Raw genomic sequence first — 26,473 nt, 5'->3', positions numbered from 1 at the left:
GCGCGGGAGTCTCCCTTCCTCCTCCCTTGCTGTGGGGCACGACCACCCCTCCCCCCCCCTCCCCACCGGCATGTCCGCATAGCGTCTTCCCGCTGCAGGCCGCCGGATCGAGGGCGGCCTTCCCAACACAGGAGATCGGGGGTGCGCTCGTGCGGATCGGACTGCTCACGGAGGGTGGTTATCCGTTCGCGACCGGTGAGTCCAGGCTCTGGTGCGACCGGCTCGTGCGGGGCCTCGTGCAGCACGAGTTCGACATCTACGCGCTCAGCCGAAGTGCCGAGCAGGAGGACGGCGGCTGGATCGAGCTTCCGCCCCAGGTGCAACGGGTCCGCACCGCGCCGTTGTGGGCATCCGAGGAACCGCTCGGCAGGAGCGGTCCGAGGCGCCTGTGCAGGCGTGTGGTCGCGGGCGGCGGCTGGACGTACGGCCGCCGCGAGCGGCAGCGGTTCGCACACCACCTCATGGAACTGGCCGCCGCCGTCACCTCCGCATCCGGTGCGGAAGGGTTCGCCGACGGCCTGTACGGACTCGCCGAACTCGCCCGGGAGCACGGCGGACTGCCCGTCGCGCTCCGCTCGGAACTCGCCGTCCGTACCCTCGAGTCCGCCTGCCGCGCCCCGGGCGCACTCCGCGCCGCGCACGCCGCCACCGTCCCGGACTACCTCGTCCTCACCGACCAGCTGGAGCGCGCGCTCCGCCCGCTGTCGCTCGACTGGTACGCGGACGACTCGCTCGGGGCGGTCGACCTCTGCCACGCGGCGTCCGGCGGCACCGCCGCGCTGCCCGGCCTCCTGGCCAAACGCTTCTTCGGTACCCCGCTGCTGGTCACCGAATACGGCGTCCAGTTGCGTGCGCACTACCTCGCGGCAGCCGACGGGACGCTCGGTGCCCCCGTACGCGCCCTGCTCGGGGGCTTCCACCGGTGCCTGGCACAGGAGGTCTACCGGATGGCGTCCGTCATCACCCCGGGGAACCTCCACGCGCGGAGCTGGCAGGAGAAGTGCGGCGCAGACCGGGACCGCCTCCGCACGGTATACCCCGGCATGGAGGCCGACAGGTTCAGCTCCGTGGGGGAGGGCGGAGACGCCGGCGACCCGGACACCCTGGTCTGGGTCGGCAGGGTCGAGCCGGCCAAGGACCTGATCGCGCTGCTGCACGCCTTCGCGGAGGTGCGCAAGGAGGAGCGCGAGGCCAGGCTGCGGATCATCAGCGCGCCGGTACAGGGGCAGGACGCGCGCACCTACCTTGCCCACTGCAAGGCCCTCGCGGCGCAGCTCTTCCCCGACGAGGCGGTCGACGCACACGCGGTCGGCGACAATCCGGTCGCCTTCGAGGAGATCGGCGGACCCGAAGCCCCGCACGTCGCCGACGCCTACGCCGCCGGAGCGGTCGTCGTCCTGTCCAGCGTCGTCGAAGGCTTCCCCATAAGCCTCGTCGAGGCCATGTTCTGCGGCCGTGCCACGGTGTCGACCGACGTCGGCGCCGTCGTCGAAGTCATCGGCGGTACGGGCCTGGTGGTGCCCCCGCGCAACCCACGGGCACTCGCCGACGCCTGCCTCGCACTGCTCCGGGATCCGGAGCGCCGAGGACGACTGGGCGCCGCTGCCCGGGCCCGGGCACTCGAACTCTTCACCGTCGAGCAGAACCTCGCGGCGTTCCGCGACATCTACCTGGAGCTCATCTCCCGCAGCCCGGTCCGGCGCGAGGCGGAAGCCGTAGACGCCCACGGTGCCCCGCTGCCCTTCGCCCTGCCCGCGGAAGCCCACGTGCCCGGCCACTGGACCGGCGGCCGCACACTCCCCCGCTGGGCGGACCCCGCCCCGATGGCCACTGCAGCCGCCCCAGGAGCCAGCGATGCCTGACCCCCGTGCAACACCGCCCCCGGATTCCGCCGAGCAGCCCCCCGAGCCGTCATCGGACACCGAGCAGCGCTCGGTCGCCCTGGCCGACGCGTTCCCGGACGCCCGACCCCACAAGCCCGCGGCGACCGGCAGCCCCGGAGCGGGGGGTACCCATTCCCGGGAGTCCCGGGGCGGGGAGCCCGCCGGCGTGGCGAACGCGGGCTCCCGCAGCACGCCGGTCCGCCGCGGGCCCGCGGACCCGGTGAAGACACTGATGCACCGCCATCGCGAGCTGTGTGAACGGGCCGTCGACCCGCTGGAGATCGCCGCCGGGCTGGAGGCGCACGGCGTGACCGACCGCACGGCCGCCCGCTTCCGGCACCGTGACGTCTTCTCGCTCGCCGAAGAGCTCTACGCCCGAGTGCCGCGCGGCGACGCCGGGCCACAGCCCGTGGCGGGCGAACCTCCCCGTGCCGTCGTCGGGCGCACCGCTCCGGCGCTGCTGCCGGGCGCCGTCGCGGTCATCTCCGTCGTGGCGCTGCGGCTCACCGACGGCGGCGCCCGGCTCGTCACCGGCGCGGTGTGCATGAGCGGTCTCGCCGTCGCCGTGGTGTGGAGCCTGCGGCACGGCCCCCTCCGGGTGGCGGGCCGCACCGTGCACGCCACCCGCCTGCTGGTGTGCTGGCTCGCCGCGTACACGCTGTTCGGTGACGCGTTGACGGACCGGCTCGCGGGCGCCGGGCCGGCCGCGCCTGTGTCACCGGCGGGCAGTCCCTTGCTGCTCACCCCCGGCCCGCTCGTGGGGCTGGCCCTCGCCGTGGCCCCCGCTGCCTGGTCCGCCCGGCTGTTCTCCGGGCAGGCCAGGCGCCGGCTCGGGGACAGTCGCGGACTGAAGGAGTTCGCCGCCGGCACGCGTCCCCTGCTGCTCGCGACCGTTGCGCTCTACGCCGGGGCACTCACCGGGCTGCTCGTCCTGGTCTCCCTGCTGCTGCCCGTGGCGCTCGTCCCGGTTGTCGCCCTCGGCCTGCTGCTGTACCTCGCGCGGCTGCTCACCGTGCACGGCTTCGCGGAGTCCGCGGCCACCGGGCTCGCCGTGGCCTGCGCCGGCGAGGCGCTCGCCCTGGCCTGCCTCCTCGGCGGACGCCTGGTGCCCGGAAGCGGCCTGGCCCGGCCCGTCGAGGCGGTCGTCGACGCCTGCGGTACGGGGGCCGTACCGGCCCTCGCGTGCGGCACGGCCGCCGTCGGGCTGCTGGTCCACGCGACGGCCGTGCTCTCCCGGGCCTCCGCGCACACCACCTGAACCCGACCCCGTCCGCACCACGACCTGGACCGTCCGCACCACGACCTGACCACCGCATTCCCGCGGAGCCGACGCCGCGGGCGTACACCCATCACCGTCCACCCCTGAGGAGAAGAACGACCATGACCTTGCACGACCCAGTTCCGGCCCGTCGGCCCCGGGGAGCCGCGCTATGAGGGTGCTGCTGCTCGGAGCCAATGGTTTCCTCGGCCGGTTCGTCGCCGACCGGCTGCTCGCCGACCCGGCCGTGCACCTGACCGCGCTGGGCCGCGGGGACGACGCCGACGTGAGGTTCGACCTCGCGGGCGGCAGCCCGGGGGCGCTCACCCGCTTCCTGGACGCCGTCCACCCGGGCGTCGTGATCAACTGCGCGGGCGCCACCCGCGGCGGTGCCCGCGAGCTCACCCGGCACAACACCGTGTCCGTCGCCACCGTCTGCGAAGCCCTGCGCCGCAGCGGATGCGGTGCCCGGCTCGTCCAGCTCGGCTGCGCATCCGAGTACGGCCCCTCGCAGCCCGGCTCGTCGACCGCCGAGGACGCCGTGCCGCGCCCCGGCGGTCCGTACGGCGTCTCCAAGCTCGCCGCCACGGAGCTCGTGCTGGGCTCGGGCTTGGACGCGGTCGTGCTCCGCGTCTTCTCCCCGGTGGGCCCGGGCACCCCGGCCGGATCTCCCCTCGGCCGGCTCGCCGAAGCCATGCGCCGCGCCATGCAGGCCGGTGACGGTGAGCTGAAGCTCAGCGGTCTCGGTGTCCAGCGCGACTTCGTCGACGTAAGGGACGTGGCGCGCGCCGTGCACGCCGCCTCCCTGTCCGCCGCCCAGGGCGTCGTCAACATCGGCACCGGCCGGGCGGTCCGGCTGCGCGACGCCGCGGCCGTGCTCGCCCGAGTCGCGGGCTACGCGGGGGCGCTCCACGAGCTCGACGCCCCCCACGGCCGCCCGGGACACCCGGGACACCCGGTCATCGTGCCCCCGCGCGGCCCGGAGTCCGTAACCGAGCAGCTGGGCACCGCGCCGTTCCCGTACCCCGACGGCTGCGGCAGCTGGCAGCAGGCGGACGTACGGACCGCCCGCGATCGCCTGGGATGGCGCCCCCGCATCAACCTGGAGGAGTCCCTCGCGGACATCTGGATGGAGGCGGCATGCCGCATCTGACCACGGACGCCACGCTCTCGGCCACGGGCGCCGATCGGCTCGGCTTCGGTGTCCCCGGGTATGCCCATCCGCTCGTCGCCCCGGTCGAATGGGCCGAGCTGACCCGGCCGGGCACCCCCCTGCACTGGGCGGTCCTCAACGTCGCGGAAGGGCCCGGCTGCCGGCCCGACCCGCACTGTCTGGAGGCCGCGGGCAAGCTGCGCAACGCGGGCATCAAGGTGCTCGGGCACCTCGACCTCCAGCACGGTGCCCGGTCCTTCGCCGAGATCGTTTCCGATGCCCACCGCTACCTCGAGTGGTACCGGGTCGGCGGCTTCCTGCTGGACCGGTGTCCGACCGATCGCGCCGACCTGCACCAGGTGCGGCGCACCACCGCCACCCTGGAAACGGTGCTGGACGGTGGGCACCTCGTCCTGGGGCACGGCATCCACCCGCATCCGGGGTACGCCGAGGTGGCCGACCAGATCGTCACGTTCTCCGGGGCGTGGTCCGACTACCGCTGGTCACAGGCGCCCCAGTGGACGGCGAGCCACCCGCCCGAGCGATTCGCGCACTTCGTGCACGGGGTGCCGCGGACCCATTTGGAAGAGGCCACGCGGATCGCCCGCTGGCAGGGGGCGGGCACGATCTTCTTCACCGACCGGAGGGGAAGAGGTCCGGGACACACCGGGGCATTCGACGCGCTGCCCGGCTACTGGGACGAAATCGTCTCGCGGATCGGACCGGGTGTCTCGGAATGAGAAGAGGCGTGGCACTGTTACAGCCAGAACAACCGTACTGACAACGACCAGCTGTATTGATGAGGTCTCCGTGTCGCTGCCACCCCTGGTCGAGCCGGCTGCCGAGCTCACCGTAGACGAGGTCCGCAGGTACTCCCGCCACCTGATCATCCCGGATGTCGGGATGGACGGGCAGAAGCGGCTGAAGAACGCCAAGGTGCTGTGTGTGGGCGCCGGCGGGCTCGGCTCGCCCGCGCTGATGTACCTGGCGGCGGCCGGAGTCGGCACGCTTGGCATCGTGGAGTTCGACGAGGTCGACGAGTCGAACCTGCAGCGCCAGATCATCCACAGTCAGTCGGACATCGGCCGGTCCAAGGCCGAGTCCGCGCGGGACAGCGTCACGGGCATCAACCCGTACGTCGACGTGGTCCTTCACGAAGAGCGGCTCGAAGCCGAGAACGTGATGGAGATCTTCGATCAGTACGACCTGATCGTCGACGGCACGGACAACTTCGCCACCCGGTACCTGGTGAACGACGCCTGCGTGCTGCTCAACAAGCCGTACGTGTGGGGTTCGATCTACCGCTTCGACGGCCAGGCTTCCGTCTTCTGGTCCGAGCACGGCCCCTGCTACCGCTGCCTGTACCCGGAGCCCCCGCCGCCGGGCATGGTTCCCTCCTGCGCTGAGGGCGGCGTGCTGGGCGTGCTCTGCGCGTCCATCGGGTCGATCCAGGTCAACGAGGCCATCAAGCTCCTCGCGGGCATCGGCGAGCCGCTGGTCGGCCGTCTGATGATCTACGACGCCCTGGAGATGCAGTACCGCCAGGTCAAGGTCCGCAAGGATCCGGACTGCGCGGTTTGCGGTGAGAACCCCACCGTCACCGAGCTCATCGACTACGAGGCGTTCTGTGGCGTCGTGTCGGAGGAGGCCCAGGAGGCGGCCGTCGGCTCGACGATCACCCCCAAGCAGCTCAAGGAGTGGATCGACGAGGGCGAGGAGATCGACATCATCGACGTCCGTGAGCCCAACGAGTACGAGATCGTCTCCATCCCGGGTGCGCGGCTGATCCCGAAGAACGAGTTCTTGATGGGCAACGCCCTGCAGGGTCTCCCGCAGGACAAGAAGATCGTCCTGCATTGCAAGACGGGTGTCCGCAGTGCGGAAGTCCTGGCGGTCCTGAAGTCGGCTGGCTTTGCGGACGCGGTACACGTCGGTGGCGGCGTGATCGGCTGGGTCAACCAGATCGAGCCGGAGAAGCCGATCTACTAGACGCTGTTCCGGTAGATGGCGTTCCGGCCCGGAGGGGCCAGTCCCTGCAGGGGCTGGCCCCTCCGGCGCTCCGGGCGGGAGGAACTAGCCGCAGGTCCTGCCGCTTTCCGGCACCTTGCCGTCCAGCAGGTAACCGTCGACGATGCCCGTCACGCACGGGTTCGAGGGGCTGTACCCCCCGTGGCCGTCACCCTTGTTGGTGACCAGCACACCGACACCCTTGCCCAGTTTGTCCGCCATCCGGCGAGCACCCTCGTACGGCGTCGCCGGGTCGCCCGTCGTACCGACGACCAGCACCGGGCCGGCACCCTCGGCGCGGACGTCGAGCGACTCCCGCTCACCGGGAACCGGCCACTTCGCGCACCAGCCGGCCGTGTCCCACGCCAGGAACGCGCCGAACACCGGGGATATCTTCTCGAACTCCGGCAGCAGTGCCTTCGCCTGTGCCGGAGTGGGGCGCTGCTTGGAGTCCACACAGGAGATGGCCCGCTGGGAGTGGCTCTGCGTGCCGTAGTGACCGTTCTCATCGCGGTCGTTGTACCGGTCCGCGAGCGTCAGCAGCTTGGTGCCGCGGCCCGTCCGATCGGCCTCCTGCAGTCCCGCGGTGAGCTCCGGCCACATGCTCTTCGCGTAGAGCGACATGACGATGCCGGTGAGTGCGAGGCTTTCGGTCAGCTTGCGGCCGCCGTCGGCCGGCAGCGGGCGCTCGTCGATCCGCTTCAGCAGGGACGCGATGCGCGCCGAGCCTGCCTTGGCGTCCTCACCGTTGCTCGTCAGATAGCGGTCCAGGGCCCGCTGGAAGCCGATCGTCTGGTTGCGGGCGTGGCCCGTCCCGTCGGCGGTCGGGTCCACCACGGCGTCCAGGACGGTACGCCCCACGTTCCCGGGGAAGAGGTGGGCGTAGTTGGCACCGAGCTCCGTGCCGTAGGAGATGCCGAAGTAGTTGAGCTTGCGGTCGCCCAGCACCTGGCGGATGAGGTCCATGTCGCGGGCGGCGTTGGCGGTGCCGACGTGGGCGAGCACCGTGCCCGCGCGGCTGGCACAGCCCGCCCCGAAGGCCTCGGCGTCCTTGAAGTAGGCGGCTTCCTCCGCGGGGGTGTCGGGGGTGAGGTCGACGCGCGACGCGGATGCTTCCGTCTCTTCGTCGCTGCGGCACACGACCCCTGAGCTGGCCGCTACCCCGCGGGGATCGAAACCCACCAGGTCGTAACGCGCGTTGAGCTTCTCGTACTCCACGGCCGCCAGCGGCATCAGCTGGACGCCGGAAGCACCCGGACCGCCGAAGTTGAAGAGCAGGGAGCCGAGCCGCCCGTGCTTGTCCCGCGCCTCGCGCCGGATCAGCGCGATCGTGATCGTCGGGCCGTCCGGGGCCGCGTAGTCGAGCGGGACCTTCACCTTCGCGCAGGTCCAGCCGTCGTCTTCGCACGGCTTCCACTTGGGGCGCTGCTCGGTGAGCGCGGCGGGCAACGCGGGCGCCGCATGGTCCTCCTGCGCCGACGGTGAGACGGCCGGGGAGGACGCTGCGGGGCCCTTGGCGTCCGCAGCGCCGTTGCCGCCGGGACCGCACGCGGCCAGCGACCCTGCGCCAAGCACCAGCGTGACGGCCGCCGCCACCGTCCTCGTACGCAACGACATCCAAACCCCCCGTGGAAACACCAGCTCGATATGACTGGTGCGCCATCTTAGGCGGCGGCACCGACAGTCGCGCCGGAGGTCAGCGGCACACGGTCCCGGCAGCGGGGACCTTCCCGTCCAGCAGGTACTGGTCCACGGCCTTCTGCACGCAGGCGTTGCCGCTGTTGTACGAGCCGTGCCCCTCTCCCTCGTACGTCAGCTCGATGCCGACGCCCTTGCCGAGTTCGCCCACCATGGCCTTGGCGCCCTCGTAGGGCGTCGCCGGGTCACCGGTGTTGCCGATGACGAGGATCGGGGCCGCTCCCGGGGCGCTGACGTCGGGCGTCTCCCACTGCCCCGGCACCGGCCACTGGGTGCAGCCCATCAGGCCCCAGCCGAGGTAGTCGCCGAACACGGGCGACGTCTTGCGGAACTCCGGGAGCTTGGCCTTGGTCTGCTCCAGCGAATAGCGCGACTTGTAGTCCACGCAGTTGATCGCCGCGTTCGCCGCCTGGAGGTTGCTGTAGGTGCCGTCCTTGCTGCGGCCGTTCATCGCGTCGGACAGGGCGAGCAGGAGCGCTCCGTTGCCGCCGTCCGCCTCGTCGAGCCCCTGTTCCAGCAGCGGCCAGAACTCCTTCGAGTACAGGGCCTGCGCGATGCCGTTGGTGGCCTGCGTCTGGGTGAGCTGGCGGTCGCCGATGCCCTCGATGGGCTTCTTCTCCAGCCGGGCGAGGAGATCCACGATGAAGCCCTGGATCTCGGCGGGCGTCGTACCGGGCAGACGGCACGCGTCGCCGCGTGCGACGCAGTCCTTCGCGAAGTTGGTGAGGGCGAGCTGGAAGCCGGCGGCCTGACCGAGCGAGGCCTGTTCCGCGGTGTTGGTGGGGTCGACGACCGCGTCGAACACGGCCCGCCCGACGTTCTTGGGGAACAGGTGGGCGTACACGCCGCCGAGTTCGGTGCCGTACGAGATGCCGAAGTAGTGGAGCGTGTCGTCGCCGAGGACCTGGCGCATCAGGTCCATGTCGCGGGCGGCGTTGGAGGTGCCGACGTACGGCAGGTCCTCGCCGGAGTGCTTCTCGCACCCGTCGTCGTAGGCGCGGAGGTTGTCGACCAGGGCCTGCTCCTCGGCGGCGTCGTCCGGGATGAAGTCCTGCGCGTAGTACTCGTCGAGTTGCTTGTCGTCGGCGCACTCGACGGCTTGGCTGCGGCCGACCCCGCGGGGGTCGAAGCTCACCAGGTCGTAGCGGGAGCGCAGCCTCTCGAATTCCGGTGCGGCGGCCGGCAGGGTGCTGACCCCGGAGCCCCCGGGGCCGCCGAAGTTGAAGATCAGTGATCCGATCCGCTTCGACTGGTCGCGTGCCTTGGCGCGGATGAGGGCCAGCTCGATGGTCTCGCCCTGGGGATCGGACCAGTCGCGCGGCACCTCGATGAAAGAGCATTCCCACGGCGCGCCGCCGGGCAGCGGTGAAGGGGCGGGACCACCGCCCTCGGCCTCCGAGGGCGCCGGGCACGGCTGCCAATCCGGCTGCTGGGCCGTGAGGTCCCGGCCCTCTTCCCCGCCCGCACCGCTGCTTTTGCTTTCGGAGCAGCCGGCGGTGACGAGGAGGAGGGCGGCTGACGCTGCTGCGAGGACCGTGCCGGCACGACGTGCGGCCCCGCCACGCCGCGCGGCACCGACGGGGCCGGCGGCAGCTTCGCACCTGTCCTGGTGCGGGCCGCGGCCCGCGGCGCCGGGAGGACCGTGGCCGGTGCTGTCGCCGTAGGGGTCGCTGGGGGAGGTCGGCATGACCCCATCCTGCGGCGAGGCACGCCGGGCCGCCTGTCGGCGGCGGGCCGGGGAACGGCTGCGGGGAACCGTCCCCGCCGCCGTCTCCCCGGCGCGTGCCGCCTCGGGGTCGCTTCGGAACGGACCGTCAGAGAGAGCCCTGACGGGTGAGCTGGTTGAAGGACACCCACCCCGGAAGCACCGGAAGCCACAGGGTCAACAGGCGGTAGAGCAGCACGGCCGGCGCCGCGACCTCGGGCGGCAGACCCACCGCGATGAGTCCCAGGGTGAGCGCGCCCTCCACCGCGCCCACGCCGCCCGGCGTCGGCGCCGCGGAGCCCAGTGCGTTGCCGGCGAGGAAGACCACGGCGATGCTGGCGTAGCTCAGCTGCTGGTTGCCGTTGTCGAAGGCCCGGATCGATGCGTCCAGGCACATCACGAAGGCGCCGGTCAGCATCAGCATTCCGCCGATGCCGGTGACGAGCTTCATGGGCCGCTGGAGCACGTCCAGCATGCGGGGGACGACGCCGGCGAAGAGTGACCTCAGCCGTGTGGAGACGAACTTCCGCAGGAACGGGATCGCCGTCACGACCAGTACCAGCACCGCAACCGTCAGCAGGCCGGCGATGACGGTACGCGAAGGAGTGAACGACGAGGTCTTCTCCGTGCCCGTCAGGTAGCCGAAGGCGAGCAGCAGCAGGATGTGCGCGCCGAGCCCGAAGAGCTGGGACGCGCCGACGCTCGCCACGGCCAGTCCGGGACGTACGCCGGAGCGCTGGAGGAAGCGGGTGTTGAGCGCGACGCCGCCGACGGCAGCGGGAGCGACGATCTTCACGAACGAGCCCGCGACCTGGGCGACGACGGTCCGCAGGAACGGGACCCGCTCGGGCACGAAGCCCAGCAGGCTCATCGCGGCGGCGACGTAGCTCAGCGCCGAGAAGAGGACCGCGGCGGCCACCCACCCCCAGTGCGCCTGGCTGACCACCGTGAGGTCGGTCCGGGTCAGCTGCGACAGCAGGAAGTACGCGGCGATGGCTCCGGCGATCAGACTCACCAGCGTGCGCGGGCGGATCCGTTCCAGACGGGCCGGTTCGACCGGCGCCTGGGGTCGGATCAGCAGTACCTGGTGGCGGATCTGGGCCAGCAGGTCCTCCTCGCGGGCTTCGTCCAGCGCTTCGTCCATGGCCCGCTTCTCGGCCTGTTTCTCCGCGCGGAGCGACTTGCGGGCGGCCTTCTTGCCGTCCTTGTCACCGCTCTCGGCCGCGGCGGCTGCCTCCTGGGCCCGTGCCGCCTTCGCCGCCTCCGACGCCGCGAGCACCGCCTCGCGTTCGCGCTGCGAGCGCTCCCGGGCGAGCCTGCGCAGCGTCGCCCTGGTGGAGCGGCTCAGGGCGATCGGCTGCAGCAGCGGCAGGCAGTCCGCGACCGCATCCGGGCCCAGTGCCCCGACCGCGGCGGTCACCGCCCGCTCCGCTCCCACCCGCAGGCCCAGCGTGGCCAGCAGCTGGGCGATGTCCATGCGGAGCACGACGTCGCCCGCCGCGATCTCGCCTCCGCGCAGGTCCGTCAGCACGACCTTGCCGGAACGATCCACCAGAATCGCGTCACCCGTGAGCCTGCGGTGGGCGATGCGCCGCGACTGTAGCGCCTTCACCTGCCGGAAGGCGTCGTGCACGACGTCGTCGGTGATCTCCTCGTCCGCCATGGAGTCCAGCGAGTGGCCGCCGAGGTGCTCGTAGACCAGCATCACGGCGTCAGGACCGAGCTCGGAGGTGGCGATCAGCCTGGGCGCGTTGGCTCCGGCGGCGATGGCGGCGTACGCGAGCAGTGCCTCCTGCTCCAGCGCCTGCCGCAGTGACTGGATGGAGCGTCCGGTGGTGATGCCGCGCAGGGTCAGCCGCCGCCACACCCGGTAGAAGTAGCCCTGGGCCTGCTGTTCGCGGTCCACCACGGTCACGTCCAGCGGCGGGCCGTCCTCCAGGGTGACCAGGTAGCGGCGGCCCCGGTCACCCTGGTCGGCCGCGTCCGGCAAGTCCTCGGCGCGCATCGCGGTGACGGGGCGGAAACCGACGCGGCGCAGCCCCGCCAGCAGGGTCTGCCCGGTGGGACGCACGTTCGGGGAGCCGACGGCATAGAGGGTGCCGTAGGCGACGGTCCAGCCGATCAGCACGGTCAGGATGATCGAGAAGGGCGTCGTGTACCCGGCGACCAGCATGGCGAAGGCATCGAGCAGCAGCACGCCCCACAGCGCGACGCGCCATCGCGGCCGTCTCGCCATGCCGACCGCGGTCATGTAGGCGATGACGGGCGCCAGGTAGCCGTGGACGGGGTCGGTCAGCCCGCCGCCCGAGGCCGGCTGGGTCAGGGCGTCCTGGATCTGAGAGGGTGCGGCCCTGGCGACCCACAGATCGGTGGCGAGCGTCACCCCGTGGGCGAGCACGGCGGCGAGGACGCCGTCCGCGATGCGGAGGCCGTCGCGCTTGATCAGCCGCTCGATCGCGAAGGCGACCGGGACGAGCAGCACGGCGATGCTGGACATCAGCCCGGCGAGCTTGACCAGGAGGTCCGGTGCCTGCCCGGTGCCCTTGGAGATGTCCTGCTCGAGTCCGGACGTGGTGCCGTGGGCGAAAGCCGCGACGCCCAGGACGACGGCGATCGCCAGGATGCCGGTGAGCAGCCGTGTCAGGTCGGAGGGTCGGTGGACGCGCGCGGGCAGGAGAGGTTCGTCCCCCGAGACGCGGTCCACGTGGTCCACGTCGTCGGATCCGCCGTCGGCGCTGCCGGGCGCCGGGGCGTCGTCGGAGGCCGGTTCGGGGCCAAACGGGTGCTCGCGTACGCCGGGGCGTCGTTCTGCTGTGTCCGGTGCGGGTGCGGGTGCGTCTGCCGCGCCGGCCTCCGGGCGCCGGTCAGCGTCTTCCGGGCGTGACGGGGAACCAGAGGTGCTCGCCGCCGCAGGCTGCACGCCCTGCCCCTTCGTCGTGTCCGTCTCTTCTTGATCTCGTATCACCAGTCACCGCCCGGAAGATGGTGGCACGGCACACCGACAGACGGGGGCATCAGGGTGCAATGCGGGGACGTGCTGTGCGTGAGATACGCCCCTTTGCCGCTGTATGTGCGGTGCGTGACGGCGTCGGTGCACTGTCGGCGCCATGGTGCAGGATGGGTCGGATGAGTGATGAGGTGCCGGAACTGCCGGAGTACGCGGAGCGGGTGCTCGACGTCGCCGAGCACATCCCGCAGGGCCGCGTGATGACGTACGGGGATGTCGCCGAGTGGCTCGGTGAGGGCGGCCCCCGGCAGGTCGGCCGGGTCATGGCGCTCTACGGGGGAGCCGTTCCGTGGTGGCGCGTGGTCCGGTCGGACGGCGTCCTGCTCCCCGGTAACGAACTGAGCGCCCTCCAGCACTACCGCACCGAAGGCACCCCGCTCAGGGAAGCCCCGCGGGGCGCGGAGGACCACATACCCCGCCTGGACATGAGGCGGGCGCGCTGGGACGGCGGCGCGGGCACCGCGGACACAGGAGCTCACAACTGACAGCTTCCGCCATTCAGCGGTGCGATGGGTCCCCCAGTGCCCGTACGGAGTACCCGGAGCCCTCCGGACCCGACCTGCTGCGGCCCGCCCGCCCCCTGGGCTAGCGTCTGCACGACCGCCGACGGCGCGGTGGCTCCGGCCGGCACCGTCAGCAGCCCCGCCCACCGGCCGTCCGCGCCTGCGTTCCGGCCCCTTCACCTCAGCACACCCACCAGGACCGGCGATCCACGTGAGTTCCTCCTCCTCCACCGGGCGTACACCGCACCGTCGGGTACGGCAGGGGGTTCCCCCGCGCCCGCAGGGGCACAGAGGGACGGTCCCGGGTGCGTATCGGCTGGTGCGTACCCCGCCGGCCCCGGTGGACCCCCCTCTCCTGGACGCTTCCCAGCGCGCTGTGGTTGACCATGGGCGGGGACCGCTCCTCGTGCTCGCCGGGCCCGGCACCGGCAAGACCACGACGCTCGTCGAAGCGGTCGCGGCCCGGATCGAACGGGGCGCGGACCCCGAGCGCTTGCTCGTCCTCACCTTCAGCCGCAAGGCGGCGGTCGAACTGCGCGACCGGATGACGGCGCGCATCGAAGGGGGCGGGCGCGGGGTCTCCTCCCCGGGACGCCAGGTGCAGGCTGCCCGGGCGCCGCAGGCCACCACCTTCCACTCGTTCTGCTACGCGCTGGTCCGCGCCCACCAGGACGCCGACCTGTTCAGCGAACCCCTGCGCCTGCTCTCAGGCCCCGAGCAGGACGTGGCCGTGCGCGAGCTGCTCGCAGGACAGCTCGAGCTGGAACGCGAAGGGCGTGCAGTGGCGCACTGGCCGGCCGAACTGCGGGCCTGCCTCACCACCCGGGGATTCGCCGACGAGGTGCGTGCCGTACTGGCCCGGAGCCGGGAGCTCGGCCTCGGTCCGGACGCCCTCGCGGAGTTCGCCCGGCGCACGGGGCGGCCGGACTGGGGTGCCGCTGCCGCGTTCCTCGCCGAGTACCTGGACGTCCTGGAAATGCAAGGAGTCCTCGACTACGCGGAACTGGTCCACCGCGCAGCGCTCCTCGCCGAACTCGACGGAACCGGCGGGCGGCTCGCCGACCGGTACGACGCCGTCTTCGTCGACGAGTACCAGGACACCGACCCCGCCCAGGCCCGGCTGCTGCGCGCGCTCGCCGGTGACGGCCGCACCCTGGTGGCGTTCGGCGATCCCGACCAGTCGATCTACACCTTCCGCGGCGCAGACGTGAACGGCATCCTCGACTTCCCCGCCGTCTTCCGCCGCACGGACGGCCGTCCGGCACCGGTCGCGGTGCTCACAACATCACGTCGCTCGGGCGCCGCACTGCTGTCCGCGACCCGATTGCTCGCCCAGCGGATGCCGCTCACCCGGCTCCCGTCCGCCACGGTCCGCGCCCACCGCGACCTCACGGCGGCGCGGCCGGGCGGACGCACCGAGGCGTACACCTACCCCACTGCGTCCGCGGAACTCGACAACGTCGCCGACATCCTCCGCCGCGCACACCTGGAAGACGGCGTCCCGTGGGACGAGATGGCCGTTCTCGTCCGGGCCGGCGGCCGCACCCTGCCCTCCGTCCGCCGCGTCCTCACCTCCGCCGGTGTACCGGTCGAAACGGACGGCGGCGACATCCCGCTGCGGCACGAGCCAGCCATCGCGCCGCTGCTCGCCGCACTGCGCGCGGCAGCCACGCCCGTTCCGCCCGTCCCGGCCGCTCCCCGGGACGTGGCAGGCATGGCCGGGGACGCCGGGGACGGCCCGGGCGGCAGGGGCGGCGGCGGTGCCGGAGCGCCCCTCCGGCGCGGGTCCGCCCCGGACCACGACACCGCCCCCGCCACGGCCGAGCAGGGGCGCGCCGACTCCGAGGACGGCGTGATCCCCGGGGGCTGCTGGATCGACCCGGAGACCGCGGCCGCGCTCCTCACCTCCCCCCTCGGCGGGATGGACACCGCCGACCTCCGCCGCCTCGGCCGTGCCCTGCGCGACGAGGCCCGCGCTGCGGGCCGGCGCGTGCCACCCCCCTCCGACGTCCTCATCGCCCAGGCCGTCGCCGAGCCCGAGCGGCTCACCGCCCACGATCCCGCCTACGCCCGCGGCGCCCAGCGCCTGGGCACGCTCCTGCGCAAGGCGCGCGAACTCCTGGACGGCGGCGGAACCGCCGAGGAAGCCCTGTGGGAGCTCTGGACCGGGACCCCCTGGCCACAGCGTCTGGAGCGGACGGTCCTGCGCGGCGGCGCGGCCGGCCGCAACGCCGACCGTGACCTGGACGCCGTGTGCGCCCTCTTCGAGACCGCCGCACGCGCTGAAGAGCGCACCGGCGGACGGGGCGCCCTCAACTTCCTGGGCGAGCTGGAGGCTCAGGACATCGCCGCCGACACCCTCACGCAGAGGAGCGTCCGGCCCGCCGCCGTGCGCATCATGACCGCCCACCGCGCCAAGGGGCTCGAATGGGGCCTCGTCGTGGTCGCCGGGGTGCAGGAGGGTCTCTGGCCCGACCTGCGCCGTCGCGGTTCCCTCCTGGAAGCCGACCGCATCGGCCGCGACGGCCTGGCCGAACCCCTCACCCCCGGGGCACTCCTCGCCGAAGAACGCCGTCTGTTCTACGTCGCCGCCACGCGTGCCCGCGACCGGCTCGTCGTCACCGCCGTCAAGGCGGCCGCCGAGGACGGGGACCAGCCCTCCCGCTTCCTGACCGAACTCGGTACCGAACCGAAGGACGTCACCGGCCGTCCCCGCCGGCCCCTCGCCGTGGCACCACTCGTCGCCGAGCTCCGCGCCACCACTGTCGACCCCCAGGCGAGCCCCGCGCTGCGCGACGCCGCCGCCCGACGGCTCGCCCGGCTCGCCGCGCTGACCGACGACGAGGGCCAGCCGCTCGTCCCCGCCGCCCACCCGTACCGCTGGTGGGGACTGGCCGAACCGACCCGAAGCAGCGTCCCGCTGCGCGACCGCGACCGCCCCGTCGCGCTGTCCGGCAGCGCCCTCGACCAACTCGCCAACACCTGCCCCCTGCAGTGGTTCCTGGGCCGCGAAGTGCGGGCGGACGCCCCCGCCACCGCGGCGCAGGGCTTCGGGAACGTCGTTCACGTGCTCGCCGACGAGGTCGCCTCCGGTCGCACGCCGGCGGACCTGTCCGTCCTCATGGAACGTCTCGACTCGGTCTGGGACGCCCTCGCTTTCGACGCACCCTGGAAGTCGCAGCAGGAGAAGGAGCAGGCACGCCTGGCGCTGGAGCGCTTCCTGCGGTGGCACGTCATGGACCGCGGCGGCCGCGCACCCGTCGCGACCGAACATGACTTTGACGTGACCCTCGAGGCGGGCGCCTACGAAGTGCGCATCCGGGGTTCCATGGACCGCGTCGAGCAGGACGAACACGGCCGCGCGTACGTCGTCGACTTCAAGACCGGCAAACAAGCGCCGACCAAGGACGAAGTCGCCCACCACCCCCAGCTCGCCGTCTACCAGCTCGCCGTGCGCGAGGGGGCCGTCGACGAGGTCTTCGACGGCCGTCGACCCGAGCCCGGCGGTGCCGAACTCGTACAGCTGCGCCAGCCGGCACCCAAGAAGGAGGGGGGGGACGCCCTCCCGCGCGTCCAGGCCCAGGAGCCCCTCGCCGGCGCGTGGGTCGGCGACCTGCTCGCCTCCGCGGCCGGCCGCGTCCTGGACGAGCGGTTCACCCCCAGCACCGGTACCCACTGCGAACACTGCTCCTTCCGCGCCTCGTGCAGCGCCCGGCCCGAGGGGCGCCACATCGTCGAGTGAGGGACGAGGGGCGGGGCCGGGCCGTTTGCGCCACGGCGCGACCGCGGCGGACGGCCGGAAAGCCTGCCCCCGCGCGGCACCGGGCCGGCCGCTCGGGACCGCCCGGCCCGCTGCGTGGACGCCGGGGCCCGGGTGTGCTCCGGGGGCGACGGGCACCGTCAGCATCGATGTCAGTGGCCCCCGATAGCCTCTCCGGTGTGTCCGCACGCATCACCGATCCCGAGCAGCTCAAGGAGCTCCTCGGGATCCCGTTCACCCCGGAGCAGACGGCCTGCATCACCGCGCCGCCCGCCCCGCAGGTCATCGTGGCCGGAGCCGGCTCGGGGAAGACGACGGTGATGGCGGCACGTGTGGTGTGGCTCGTGGGCACCGGTCGGGTCGCCCCCGAGCAGGTCCTCGGCCTGACCTTCACGAACAAGGCCGCGGGGGAGTTCGCCGAGCGCGTCCGTACGGCACTGGTCCGGGCCGGTATCACCGATCCGGACCCCGTCGCCCCCGCTGCCGCGTCCCCCGGTGACCCCCCGTCCGGCGAGCCCCGGATCTCCACCTACCACGCCTTCGCCGGGCAGTTCCTCACCGATCACGGTCTGCGCATAGGCCTCGAACCGACCGCACGGCTCCTCGCGGACGCCACCCGTTTCCAGCTCGCCGCGCGCGTGCTGCGCGAGGCGCCCGGGCCCTACCCCGCGCTGACCAAGTCCTTCTCCTCTCTGGTCAGTGATCTGCTCGCGCTCGACGCGGAGCTCTCGGAACACCTCGTACGACCCGAGCAGTTGCGTCGACACGACGCCGCACTGCTCGAAGCCCTGGAGTCCGTGAGACTGACCAACGCCGAGCTGCGCAAGGTCCCCGAAGCGGCCGCAGCCCGACTCGAGCTGCTGGAGCTCACCGAGCAGTACCGCGCTGCGAAGCGGGCCCGCGACCTCCTCGACTTCGGCGACCAGATCGCCCTCTCCGCGGAACTCGCCCGTACCCGCCCGGAAGCGGGCCGCATCCTGCGCGACGAGTTCCGGGTGGTCCTGCTCGACGAGTACCAGGACACCTCCGTGGCGCAGCGGCTGCTGCTCTCCGCGTTGTTCGGGTCCGGCACCGGCCACCCCGTCACCGCCGTGGGCGACCCCTGTCAGGCGATCTACGGCTGGCGCGGCGCTTCCGTCGCCAACCTGGACGACTTCCCGTCCCACTTCCCGTACGCGGACGGGAGCCCCGCCACTCGGTTCTCCCTCAGCGAGAACCGACGTAGCGGCGGTCGTCTCCTCGACCTCGCCAACGGCCTCGCCGAGCCGCTGCGCGCCCGCCACCACGGCGTCGAGGCGCTGCGTCCCGCCCCCGGGGCGGAGCGGGACGGCGTCGTGCGCATCGGCCTGCTGCCCACCCACGCCGAGGAGATCGCGTGGCTGGCCGACTCGATCACCCACCTCGTCCGCACCGGCAAGGAGCCCGGGGAGATCGCCGTCCTGTGCCGTACCGCCGGGGACTTCGCCGCGATCCAGGGTGAACTCGTCGCCCGGGACGTCCCGGTCGAAGTCGTCGGGCTGTCCGGGCTGCTGCACCTCCCGGAAGTCGCCGACCTGGTCGCCGTCTGCGAGGTCCTGCAGGACCCCGGTGCCAACGCGTCGCTCGTCCGGCTGCTCACCGGACCCCGTTGGCGCATCGGTCCCCGGGACCTGGCGCTGCTCGGGCGCCGTGCCAGGCTCCTCGTCCACCGCTCGGGAGACGGCGCCGAGGGCCCCGACGAGCGGCTCGCCGCAGCCGTCGAAGGCACCGACCCGGCCGAAGTGGTCTCGCTCGCCGACGCCCTCGACACCTTCCTGGAATCCGCCGGGCCGGACGACGGGCTGCCGTTCTCCGGCGAAGCCCGCGTCCGTTTCGCCCGCCTGGCCACCGAACTGCGCGAGCTGCGGCGCTCCCTCGCCGACCCGCTGATGGACGTCCTGCACCGGGTACTCGCCGCCACGGGACTGGATGTCGAGCTCTCCGCGTCGCCGCACGCGCTCGCCGCCCGCCGCCGCGAGACGCTCGCCAATTTCCTGGACGTCGCGGCATCCTTCGCCTCCCTGGACGGCGAGGCGACGCTGCTGGCGTTCCTGGGCTTCCTGCGCACCGCGGAGCAGTACGAGAAGGGCCTCGACAACGCCCTGCCCGGCGGGGAGAACACGGTGAAGGTGCTCACCGCCCACAAGTCCAAGGGACTGGAGTGGGACGTCGTCGCGGTGCCCGGGCTGGTGAACGACCAGTTCCCGAGCACCCGCTCCCGCGAGTCCTTCACCTCCCAGGCGAAGGTCCTGCCCCATGTGCTGCGGGGCGACGCCGACACCCTGCCGGACATCACCTCCTGGGACGCCAAGGGCCTCAAGGCGTTCAAGGAGGCGATGAAGGACCACCAGCACACGGAGGAGCTCCGGCTGGGCTACGTGACCTTCACCCGCCCCCGTTCGCTGCTGCTGGCCTCCGCCCACTGGTGGGGGCCGACCCAGAAGCGGCGGCGCGGCCCCTCCACGTTCCTGCACGCCCTCTACGACCACTGTGCGGCGGGCTTCGGCGAGATCGAGGCGTGGGCCGAGGAGCCGCCCGAAGACGCCGAGAACCCGGCACTGCGCGAGAAGACGACCGAACAGGACTGGCCACTGCCCCTGGACCCGGCCGCCGCCGCCCGCCGCCGCGCCGCCGCGGACACGGTGCTGGGGCACCTGCCCGCCTTCGTCGGTCCCGACCCCGAGCCGGCCGGGCCGACGCCGCTCGGGGAACCGGACGCCCTCCGTCAGGTGTCTCCGGCTTCCGCCGCCGCCGACGACCTCTGGCCGGAGGAGCTCACCGACCCCGAGGAAGGGCCGTGGCTCGACGACGGGGCGGCTGACCACCGGGACCTCGGGCCCTGGCCCGACCCCGACGACGGCCCTGGCGCGCCCGACCACCCTGATGGCGCCGGACGACCCGCGTCGGCGCCCACCGGTCGGTCCACGGAGAGCGGCGCCCGGGGCCGAATCAGCCTCCCCGCGCAGCGCGGCGAAGCACTCACCGCCGAAGACGCCAGGACCATCGCCTCCTGGGACCGCGACCTCGACGCGCTCACCGGTGAGCTGCGCCGGGCCCGCGCCGCGGTGCGGGACGTACCCGTCCCCACCTCGCTCTCCGCGTCCCAGCTGCTGCGGCTGGCCGCGGACCCCGACGGGTTCGCCCAGGAGCTGGCCCGGCCCATGCCTCGACCGCCGCAGCGGGGCGCACGCCGGGGCACGCGATTCCACGCCTGGGTGGAATCGCGCTTCGAAGAACTGCCGCTGCCCATGCTCGGCCCCGAAGAGCTCCCCGGCAGCGACCCGGACGACGCGGCGATCGCCGACGAACGCGAACTCACGGCGCTCAAGAAGGCATTCGAACGCACCTCCTACGCACAGCGCACTCCGTACCGGGTGGAGGCTCCCGTCCAGCTCGCCCTCGCGGGGCGCGTCATCAGGGGCCGCATCGACGCGGTCTACCGGGACGAGACGACCGGCGCGTTCGAGATCGTGGACTGGAAAACCGGCCGGCCCCGCGATGCCGACCCGCTCCAGCTCGCCGTCTACCGCCTCGCCTGGGCCGAGCAGCACGGCCTCCCACCGGACGCCGTCGCGGCGGCGTTCGTCCACGTGCGTACGGGGGAGGTCATCCGCCCCGAAGGACTGCCGGGGCGTGCAGGCCTGGAGCGCATCCTCCTGGGGGAGCCGTCCGAGCGCCTCGTGCGCGACCCCGCGCGCGTCCGTGCGCCCGGTCCGGAGCATGATCCGGTACACGACCGGGCGGGCGATCAGGCACCCGGCGCCGGATAGGCTCAAGCCCATGAGCGACACCCCGGACAACGCCGTCCGCACGTACATAGCGCAACACCGCACGGTCTTCCTCGACGACCTCGCCGCGTGGCTGCGCATCCCGTCCGTCTCCGCCCAGCCGGAGCACGACGGGGACGTGCGGCGCAGTGCGCAGTGGCTCGCGGACAAGCTCAAGGAGACCGGCTTCCCGACCGCCGAGATCTGGGAGACGGACGGTGCGCCCGCCGTGTTCGCCGAGTGGCCGTCCGGTGATCCGGACGCGCCCACGGTGCTCGTCTACGGCCACCACGACGTTCAGCCGGCCGCCCGCGAGGACGGTTGGCACACCGACCCGTTCGAGCCGGTCGTCGCGGACGGCCGGATGTACGGCCGGGGCGCGGCCGACGACAAGGGGCAGGTCTTCTTCCACACCCTCGGGGTGAGGGCACACCTCGCGGCCACCGGCCGCACCACCCCGGCGGTCCACTTGAAGCTCCTCGTCGAGGGTGAGGAGGAGTCGGGCTCCCCGCACTTCCGCGACCTCGTGGAGAGCCACGCCGACCGGCTCGCCACCGACGTGGTGATCGTCTCCGACACCGGCATGTGGTCCGAGAGGACGCCCACCGTCTGCACCGGCATGCGCGGACTCGCCGACTGCGAGATCACACTGCACGGCCCCGACCAGGACATCCACTCCGGCTCCTTCGGTGGCGCCGTGCCCAATCCGGCCACCATCGCCGCGCGGATCGTCGCCGCACTCCACGACGAGCACGAGCGGGTCGCCGTGCCCGGGTTCTACGACGGCGTCGCGGAGCTGACCGACACCGAGCGCGAGCTCTTCGCCGAGCTGCCGTTCGACGAGACGGAGTGGCTGCGGTCCGCAGCGTCGCACGGGACGCTCGGCGAGGCAGGTCACTCCACTCTGGAACGCGTCTGGGCCCGCCCGACAGCCGAGGTCAACGGCATCGGAGCCGGCTACCAGGGGCCCGGCGGCAAGACGATCATCCCGTCCTCGGCCAGGCTGAAGCTCTCCTTCCGCCTCGTCGCGGGACAGGACCCGGACCGGATCGAGGAAGCGGTCCGTACCTGGGTCGCCTCCCGGATCCCGGCCGGCGTGCGATACGAGGTCGCCTTCGGCGCGTCGACCCGCCCCTGTCTCACCCCGCTGGACCACCCCGCCCTCCAGGCGGTCGCGCGCTCCATGGGGCGGGCCTTCGACGGGCAGAAGATCCGCTTCACCCGCGAAGGCGGCTCGGGGCCGGCTGCCGACCTCCAGGACGTGCTCGGTGCGCCCGTGCTGTTCCTGGGTATCTCCGTACCGTCCGACGGATGGCACGCACCGAACGAAAAGGTCGAGCTGAACCTGCTGCTCAAGGGTGTCGAGGCCACCGCCCACCTGTGGGGCGACCTGGCCGGCGCCCTCCGATGACAGACAACCGGTCCACCCCGGGGGAGTTGGAAGTACCTGTGAGCACCTTCAACCACGTCGCCGACGACCGTCCGATCGGCCTCACTGCGCCGAGCGGCATCGACCGTGCGGCCCACCACCGGCTCGACGAGGCCTGGCTGGCTGCGGCGTGGAGCCATCCGTCGACCCGGGTGTTCGTCGTCTCCGGCGGACAGGTACTGGTCGACGACGCACCCGACGGCCGCACCGAACTGGTCATGACTCCGGCCTTCGAGGCACCGGTCACCGAGACCCACCGGTACTTCCTGGGCACGGACGAGGACGGCGTCAGCTACTTCGCACTGCAGAAGGACTCCCTGCCCGGGCGGATCGACCAGTCGGCGCGTCCGGCAGGGCTGCGCGAGGCCGGGTTGCTGCTGTCCCCGCGCGACGCCGGGCTCCTGGTGCACGCCGTCGCCCTGGAGAACTGGCAGCGGTTGCACCGCTTCTGCTCGCGTTGCGGCGAGCGCACGGTCATCGCGGCGGCCGGGCACGTCCGGCGCTGCCCGGCGTGCGGCGCCGAGCACTACCCGCGCACCGATCCCGCGGTGATCATGCTGGTGACGGACGAGGAGGACCGCGCACTGCTCGGCCGCCAGGTGCACTGGCCCGAGGGCCGCTTTTCAACGCTGGCCGGTTTCGTCGAGCCCGGCGAGTCGATCGAGCAGTCCGTGGTCCGTGAGGTGTTCGAGGAGGCGGGCGTCACCGTCGGCGACGTCGAGTACGTCGCCAGCCAGCCCTGGCCCTTCCCGTCCAGCCTGATGCTGGGTTTCATGGCCCGCGCCACGTCGTCCGAGATCGTCGTGGACGGGGAGGAGATCCACGAGGCGCGCTGGTTCTCCCGCGAGGACCTGCGGGCCGCGTTCGAGTCGGGGGAGGTGCTGCCTCCCTACGGGATCTCGATCGCGGCCCGGCTCATCGAGCTCTGGTACGGCAAGCCCCTGCCGAAGCCCGGATCGCTCGCCTGAGGCCCTCCGGACCCCGCGCCGCACGGGCGGGTTCGCCGCGCCGAGGCGGGCCCGGACCCCGCGCCGGAACGGGGTCGCGCCGTCCCTGTCGGCGACGCGGCACCGACTGTGGGCGCGGGACCGGCGCGGGGAACGCCGTCAGACGCCGATCTTCTGCTTGACCTGGGCCAGCGAGGGATTGGTCAGGGTCGAGCCGTCCGCGAAGAGCACGGTGGGGACTGTCTGGTTGCCGCCGTTGGCCTTCTCCACGAAAGCCGCCGACTGCGGGTCCTCCTCGATGTTGACCTCGACGAAGCTGATGCCTTCCCGCTCCAGCTGGCCCTTCAGCCGCCGGCAGTAGCCGCACCAGGTCGTGCTGTACATCGTCAGAGATCCCTGCATCGTCTCCGCGCTCCTCTTGCTCGTGGGCCCCGGCTGTCCACCGGGTGCCCCATGGGGGTGTCCGGGTAGTCGAACGTACGCGATCCGGTCTCCATTCCCGCATAAGTACGACTGCTCCCGCCCCGCTGTGGACAACCGTCCCGGTGTCCTCGCCGGACCTGGCAGCATGGCGGGGTGACAGCAGCAACGGACTCCACCTTGTTCCCCCAGGTCCCCGAATCGGCGGACGCGGTGCTCGACGGGCTCGACCCCGAGCAGCGCGAGGTCGCGACGGCCCTGCACGGCCCGGTGTGCGTCCTGGCGGGTGCCGGCACGGGCAAGACCCGTGCGATCACCCATCGCATCGCGTACGGGGTGCGGGCCGGCGTGCTCCAGCCCGCGAGTGTGCTGGCCGTCACCTTCACCAATCGTGCCGCGGGGGAGATGAGGGGGCGGTTGCGCCAGCTCGGCGCCGGGGGAGTGCAGGCCCGCACCTTCCACTCGGCTGCCCTCCGGCAGCTCCAGTACTTCTGGCCGAAAGTCGTCGGCGGCGAGGTGCCGAGGCTGCTGGAGCGGAAGGTCCAGCAGGTCGCCGAGGCTGCGGCGCGCTGCCGCATCCGGCTCGACCGCAATGAGCTCAGGGACGTGACCAGCGAGATCGAGTGGGCCAAGGTCACCCAGACGGTTCCCGCCGACTATCCGGCTGCCGTGGCCAAGGCGCACCGCGACGCTCCCCGCGATGCGGCGGAGATCGGCCAGATCTATGCGCTGTACGAGCAGCTGAAGCGCGACCGCTCAGTGATCGACTTCGAGGACGTCCTCCTGCTCACCGTGGGGATCCTCCAGGACCGCCACGACATCGCCGACCAGATCCGCCGCCAGTACCAGCACTTCGTGGTGGACGAGTACCAGGACGTCTCCCCGCTCCAGCAGCGGCTGCTGGAGCTGTGGCTCGGTGACCGGGACAGCCTGTGCGTCGTCGGCGACGCCAGCCAGACGATCTATTCCTTCACCGGCGCGACCCCGGACCACCTGCTGAACTTCCGCACCCGGCACCCGCACGCGACAGTCGTCAAACTGGTCCGTGACTACCGGTCCACCCCTCAGGTCGTCCACCTCGCCAACGGGTTGTTGAACCAGGCCCGTGGCCGGGCGGCCGAGCACCGGCTGGAGCTGATCTCGCAGCGCGACCCGGGACCCGAGCCCGCCTACACCGAGTACGCCGACGAACCGGCCGAGGCCGAAGGGACCGCCCGCCGCATCAGCGAACTCGTCGCCTCCGGGGTCCCCGCCGGTGAGATCGCCGTGCTGTTCCGGGTCAACGCCCAGTCCGAGGTCTACGAGCAGGCGCTCGCCGACGCCGGAGTCCCCTACCAGTTGCGTGGTGCCGAGCGCTTCTTCGAGCGGGCCGAGGTACGGGAGGCAGGAGTCGCCCTGCGCGGTGCCGCACGCGCCGGGGGCAACGACGCCCTGCTCGACGACGCCGAGGGCCTTCCCGCGCAGGTTCGCGCCGTGCTTTCCACCAAGGGCTGGACCAGCGAACCTCCGGCGGGTTCCGGCGCGGTGCGGGACCGCTGGGAGTCCCTTGCCGCCCTGGTCCGCCTCGCCGAGGACTTCGCCCGCGCCAAGCCCGAAGCGAGCCTCGCCGACCTGGTCGCGGAGCTCGACGAGCGGGCCGCCGCCCAGCACGCGCCCACCGTGCAGGGGGTCACCCTCGCCTCGCTCCACTCCGCGAAGGGCCTGGAGTGGGACGCGGTGTTCCTGGTCGGCCTCACGGAGGGAATGATGCCGATCACCTACGCCAAGACCGATGACCAGGTCGAGGAGGAGCGGCGCCTGCTGTACGTGGGCGTCACCCGGGCCCGGCTCCACCTGTCCCTGTCGTGGGCGCTGTCCCGCTCGCCCGGTGGCAGGGCTTCCCGCCGGCCCACCCGCTTCCTCAGTGGACTGCGGCCCGGCACTGTTGCGCCCGGGAGCCGCATCGCGGGCGGTGGTGGTGGCGTCGAGCGCGAGGGTTCCACCGGTCGGCGCAAGCGGCGCGGTCCGGTTCTGTGCCGGGTCTGCGGCAAGACCCTCACCGACGCGGGCGAGATGAAGCTGATGCGTTGTGAGGAGTGCCCCTCCGACATGGACGAAGCCCTGTACGAGCGGCTCCGTGAGTGGCGTTCCGAGCAGGCCAGGGAGCTGGGGCAGCCCGCGTACTGCGTCTTCACGGACAAGACCCTGATGGCCATCGCCGAGGCCGTGCCCGGCAGTGAGGGCGAGTTGGCCGGGATCTCCGGTGTCGGCGGGCGCAAGCTGCAGCGCTTCGGCACTGACGTTCTTGCCATCTGCGCAGGTCAAGAGGTTGACGGCGGTAGCGGTGGCGACTGATACAAAATCGTCGGGAAAATAGTTTGCGCGGGCCCCAGTGGTCCCCATAGGTTCTTAACCACGGGAACAGCGGCTTCTCCGAAGCCCTGTTGCCGTGCTGTACTTATCCGAATACGCGTGATCGGCCCCGGCCGGTCCCAGAGACGCCGAGAGGAGGCGATTCCAGTGATCAGCACCAACACCAGCTTCATCCGCACCGCCAAAATGACCGATCGCTCGGTCGTCTCCGCCTGCTCGCTCGGCCTCTCCGGTTCGGCGTTCATTGGCACCGGTCTGTCCGGCCTCCCGGCCGCCCTTCCGGTTTCCTTCCCTGCGGGTCTGCCCGTCCGGGAACGGGATGAGCGACCGACCAAGGCACTGGAAGCAGGAGTAGCAGCGGCAGAGGCCAAGGCCTATGTCATTGCGGCCAGTGCCGGCGGGACCCAGAAGCAGACGACGCACCACCACCTCATGTGGGCCTTCCGTGGGCTCGAACCCTGGAGTGATCCAGCCTGATCCAGGATCAGGCCGGCGCCTTCAGGGCCGCGGAACCCCACCAGGGATCCGCGGCCCTTCTGTTTTCCCCGATGAGAAAACGGAACGAA

At 72.3% G+C, this 26,473-nt stretch carries 16 protein-coding genes; 12 read left to right on the top strand and 4 right to left on the bottom strand.

The features are described 5' to 3' along the window. The first annotated feature begins 149 nt into the window (after nt 1-149). The 5 genes from ACFXOM_RS00800 (at nt 150) to moeZ (ending at nt 6,283) form a co-directional block, all read left to right on the top strand. Complete coding sequence (locus ACFXOM_RS00800; protein ID WP_384931901.1) at nt 150-1,862, top strand: DUF3492 domain-containing protein; 1,713 nt, start codon at nt 150-152, stop codon at nt 1,860-1,862. Next, on the top strand, nt 1,855-3,141 hold the full coding sequence (locus ACFXOM_RS00795; RefSeq protein ID WP_385036675.1) for a hypothetical protein: 1,287 nt from the start codon (nt 1,855-1,857) through the stop codon (nt 3,139-3,141). The genes ACFXOM_RS00800 and ACFXOM_RS00795 overlap by 8 nt, the downstream gene beginning before the upstream one ends. 172 nt (nt 3,142-3,313) lie before the next feature. Next, nucleotides 3,314-4,294 (top strand): NAD-dependent epimerase/dehydratase family protein, encoded by a 981-nt coding sequence (locus tag ACFXOM_RS00790; protein WP_384931895.1) that lies wholly within the window; start codon nt 3,314-3,316, stop codon nt 4,292-4,294. Next, nucleotides 4,282-5,034: a spherulation-specific family 4 protein gene (locus ACFXOM_RS00785; RefSeq protein WP_384931892.1), complete on the top strand. Its 753-nt coding sequence runs from the start codon at nt 4,282-4,284 to the stop codon at nt 5,032-5,034. The genes ACFXOM_RS00790 and ACFXOM_RS00785 overlap by 13 nt, the downstream gene beginning before the upstream one ends. A 70-nt stretch (nt 5,035-5,104) precedes the next feature. Further along, on the top strand, nt 5,105-6,283 hold the full coding sequence (gene moeZ, locus ACFXOM_RS00780) for an adenylyltransferase/sulfurtransferase MoeZ (protein WP_384945021.1): 1,179 nt from the start codon (nt 5,105-5,107) through the stop codon (nt 6,281-6,283). A gap of 84 nt (nt 6,284-6,367) precedes the next feature. On the opposite strand, the gene ACFXOM_RS00775 is transcribed toward moeZ, so the two are convergent. From ACFXOM_RS00775 to ACFXOM_RS00765, 3 genes are all read right to left on the bottom strand, one after another. Further along, nucleotides 6,368-7,918, bottom strand: a complete 1,551-nt coding sequence (locus tag ACFXOM_RS00775) for an alpha/beta hydrolase (RefSeq protein ID WP_384945023.1) — start codon at nt 7,916-7,918, stop codon at nt 6,368-6,370. Nucleotides 7,919-7,997: 79 nt separating this feature from the next. Beyond that, on the bottom strand, nt 7,998-9,686 hold the full coding sequence (locus ACFXOM_RS00770) for an alpha/beta hydrolase (RefSeq protein WP_384931884.1): 1,689 nt from the start codon (nt 9,684-9,686) through the stop codon (nt 7,998-8,000). Between the two features lie 127 nt (nt 9,687-9,813). Then, nucleotides 9,814-12,669, bottom strand: a complete 2,856-nt coding sequence (locus ACFXOM_RS00765) for a lysylphosphatidylglycerol synthase domain-containing protein (RefSeq protein WP_384931881.1) — start codon at nt 12,667-12,669, stop codon at nt 9,814-9,816. A gap of 161 nt (nt 12,670-12,830) precedes the next feature. Between ACFXOM_RS00765 and ACFXOM_RS00760 the strand changes: the two genes are divergently transcribed. The 5 genes from ACFXOM_RS00760 to nudC all read left to right on the top strand — a co-directional run bounded on the left by ACFXOM_RS00760 (nt 12,831) and on the right by nudC (nt 23,156). Continuing rightward, entirely contained in the window at nt 12,831-13,196 is a 366-nt protein-coding gene (locus ACFXOM_RS00760) for an MGMT family protein (RefSeq protein ID WP_384931879.1), read from the top strand. Nucleotides 13,197-13,425: 229 nt separating this feature from the next. Beyond that, entirely contained in the window at nt 13,426-16,956 is a 3,531-nt protein-coding gene (locus ACFXOM_RS00755; protein ID WP_385036673.1) for an ATP-dependent helicase, read from the top strand. Between the two features lie 197 nt (nt 16,957-17,153). After that, nucleotides 17,154-20,762 carry an ATP-dependent DNA helicase gene (locus tag ACFXOM_RS00750; RefSeq protein WP_385036671.1) on the top strand — a complete coding sequence of 1,203 codons (3,609 nt, stop codon included), beginning with the start codon at nt 17,154-17,156 and terminating at the stop codon, nt 20,760-20,762. 10 nt (nt 20,763-20,772) lie between these two features. Continuing rightward, nucleotides 20,773-22,170: a dipeptidase gene (locus ACFXOM_RS00745; RefSeq protein ID WP_384931872.1), complete on the top strand. Its 1,398-nt coding sequence runs from the start codon at nt 20,773-20,775 to the stop codon at nt 22,168-22,170. A gap of 38 nt (nt 22,171-22,208) precedes the next feature. Next, a complete protein-coding gene (nudC, locus tag ACFXOM_RS00740) occupies nt 22,209-23,156 on the top strand; it encodes an NAD(+) diphosphatase (protein ID WP_384931869.1) in 948 nt (315 codons plus the stop codon). Nucleotides 23,157-23,294: 138 nt separating this feature from the next. On the opposite strand, the gene ACFXOM_RS00735 is transcribed toward nudC, so the two are convergent. After that, a complete protein-coding gene (locus ACFXOM_RS00735) occupies nt 23,295-23,537 on the bottom strand; it encodes a mycoredoxin (protein ID WP_384931866.1) in 243 nt (80 codons plus the stop codon). 174 nt (nt 23,538-23,711) lie between these two features. Here ACFXOM_RS00735 and ACFXOM_RS00730 point away from each other — a divergent pair, with 174 nt between their 5' ends. Next, entirely contained in the window at nt 23,712-25,889 is a 2,178-nt protein-coding gene (locus ACFXOM_RS00730) for an ATP-dependent DNA helicase UvrD2 (protein ID WP_385036669.1), read from the top strand. 165 nt (nt 25,890-26,054) lie between these two features. Beyond that, entirely contained in the window at nt 26,055-26,384 is a 330-nt protein-coding gene (locus ACFXOM_RS00725; protein WP_384931860.1) for a hypothetical protein, read from the top strand. Nucleotides 26,385-26,473 lie beyond the last annotated feature (89 nt).

The sequence above is a fragment of the Streptomyces sp. NPDC059169 genome (genome assembly GCF_042755225.1).
In the GTDB taxonomy this organism is placed as follows: domain Bacteria; phylum Actinomycetota; class Actinomycetes; order Streptomycetales; family Streptomycetaceae; genus Streptomyces.
Note: the sequence above shows the minus strand (reverse complement) of the source record. Positions and strands in the feature narration are given on the sequence as shown.

Excerpts from the sequence above, each read along its gene's own strand:
- ACFXOM_RS00770 (WP_384931884.1), bottom strand. The coding sequence starts at position 9,686 with ATGCCGACCTCCCCCAGCGACCCCTACGGCGACAGCACCGGCCACGGT.
- ACFXOM_RS00775 (WP_384945023.1), bottom strand. The coding sequence starts at position 7,918 with ATGTCGTTGCGTACGAGGACGGTGGCGGCGGCCGTCACGCTGGTGCTT.
- ACFXOM_RS00795 (WP_385036675.1), top strand. The coding sequence starts at position 1,855 with ATGCCTGACCCCCGTGCAACACCGCCCCCGGATTCCGCCGAGCAGCCC.
- ACFXOM_RS00760 (WP_384931879.1), top strand. The coding sequence starts at position 12,831 with ATGAGTGATGAGGTGCCGGAACTGCCGGAGTACGCGGAGCGGGTGCTC.
- ACFXOM_RS00790 (WP_384931895.1), top strand. The coding sequence starts at position 3,314 with ATGAGGGTGCTGCTGCTCGGAGCCAATGGTTTCCTCGGCCGGTTCGTC.
- ACFXOM_RS00735 (WP_384931866.1), bottom strand. The coding sequence starts at position 23,537 with ATGCAGGGATCTCTGACGATGTACAGCACGACCTGGTGCGGCTACTGC.
- ACFXOM_RS00785 (WP_384931892.1), top strand. The coding sequence starts at position 4,282 with ATGCCGCATCTGACCACGGACGCCACGCTCTCGGCCACGGGCGCCGAT.
- ACFXOM_RS00745 (WP_384931872.1), top strand. The coding sequence starts at position 20,773 with ATGAGCGACACCCCGGACAACGCCGTCCGCACGTACATAGCGCAACAC.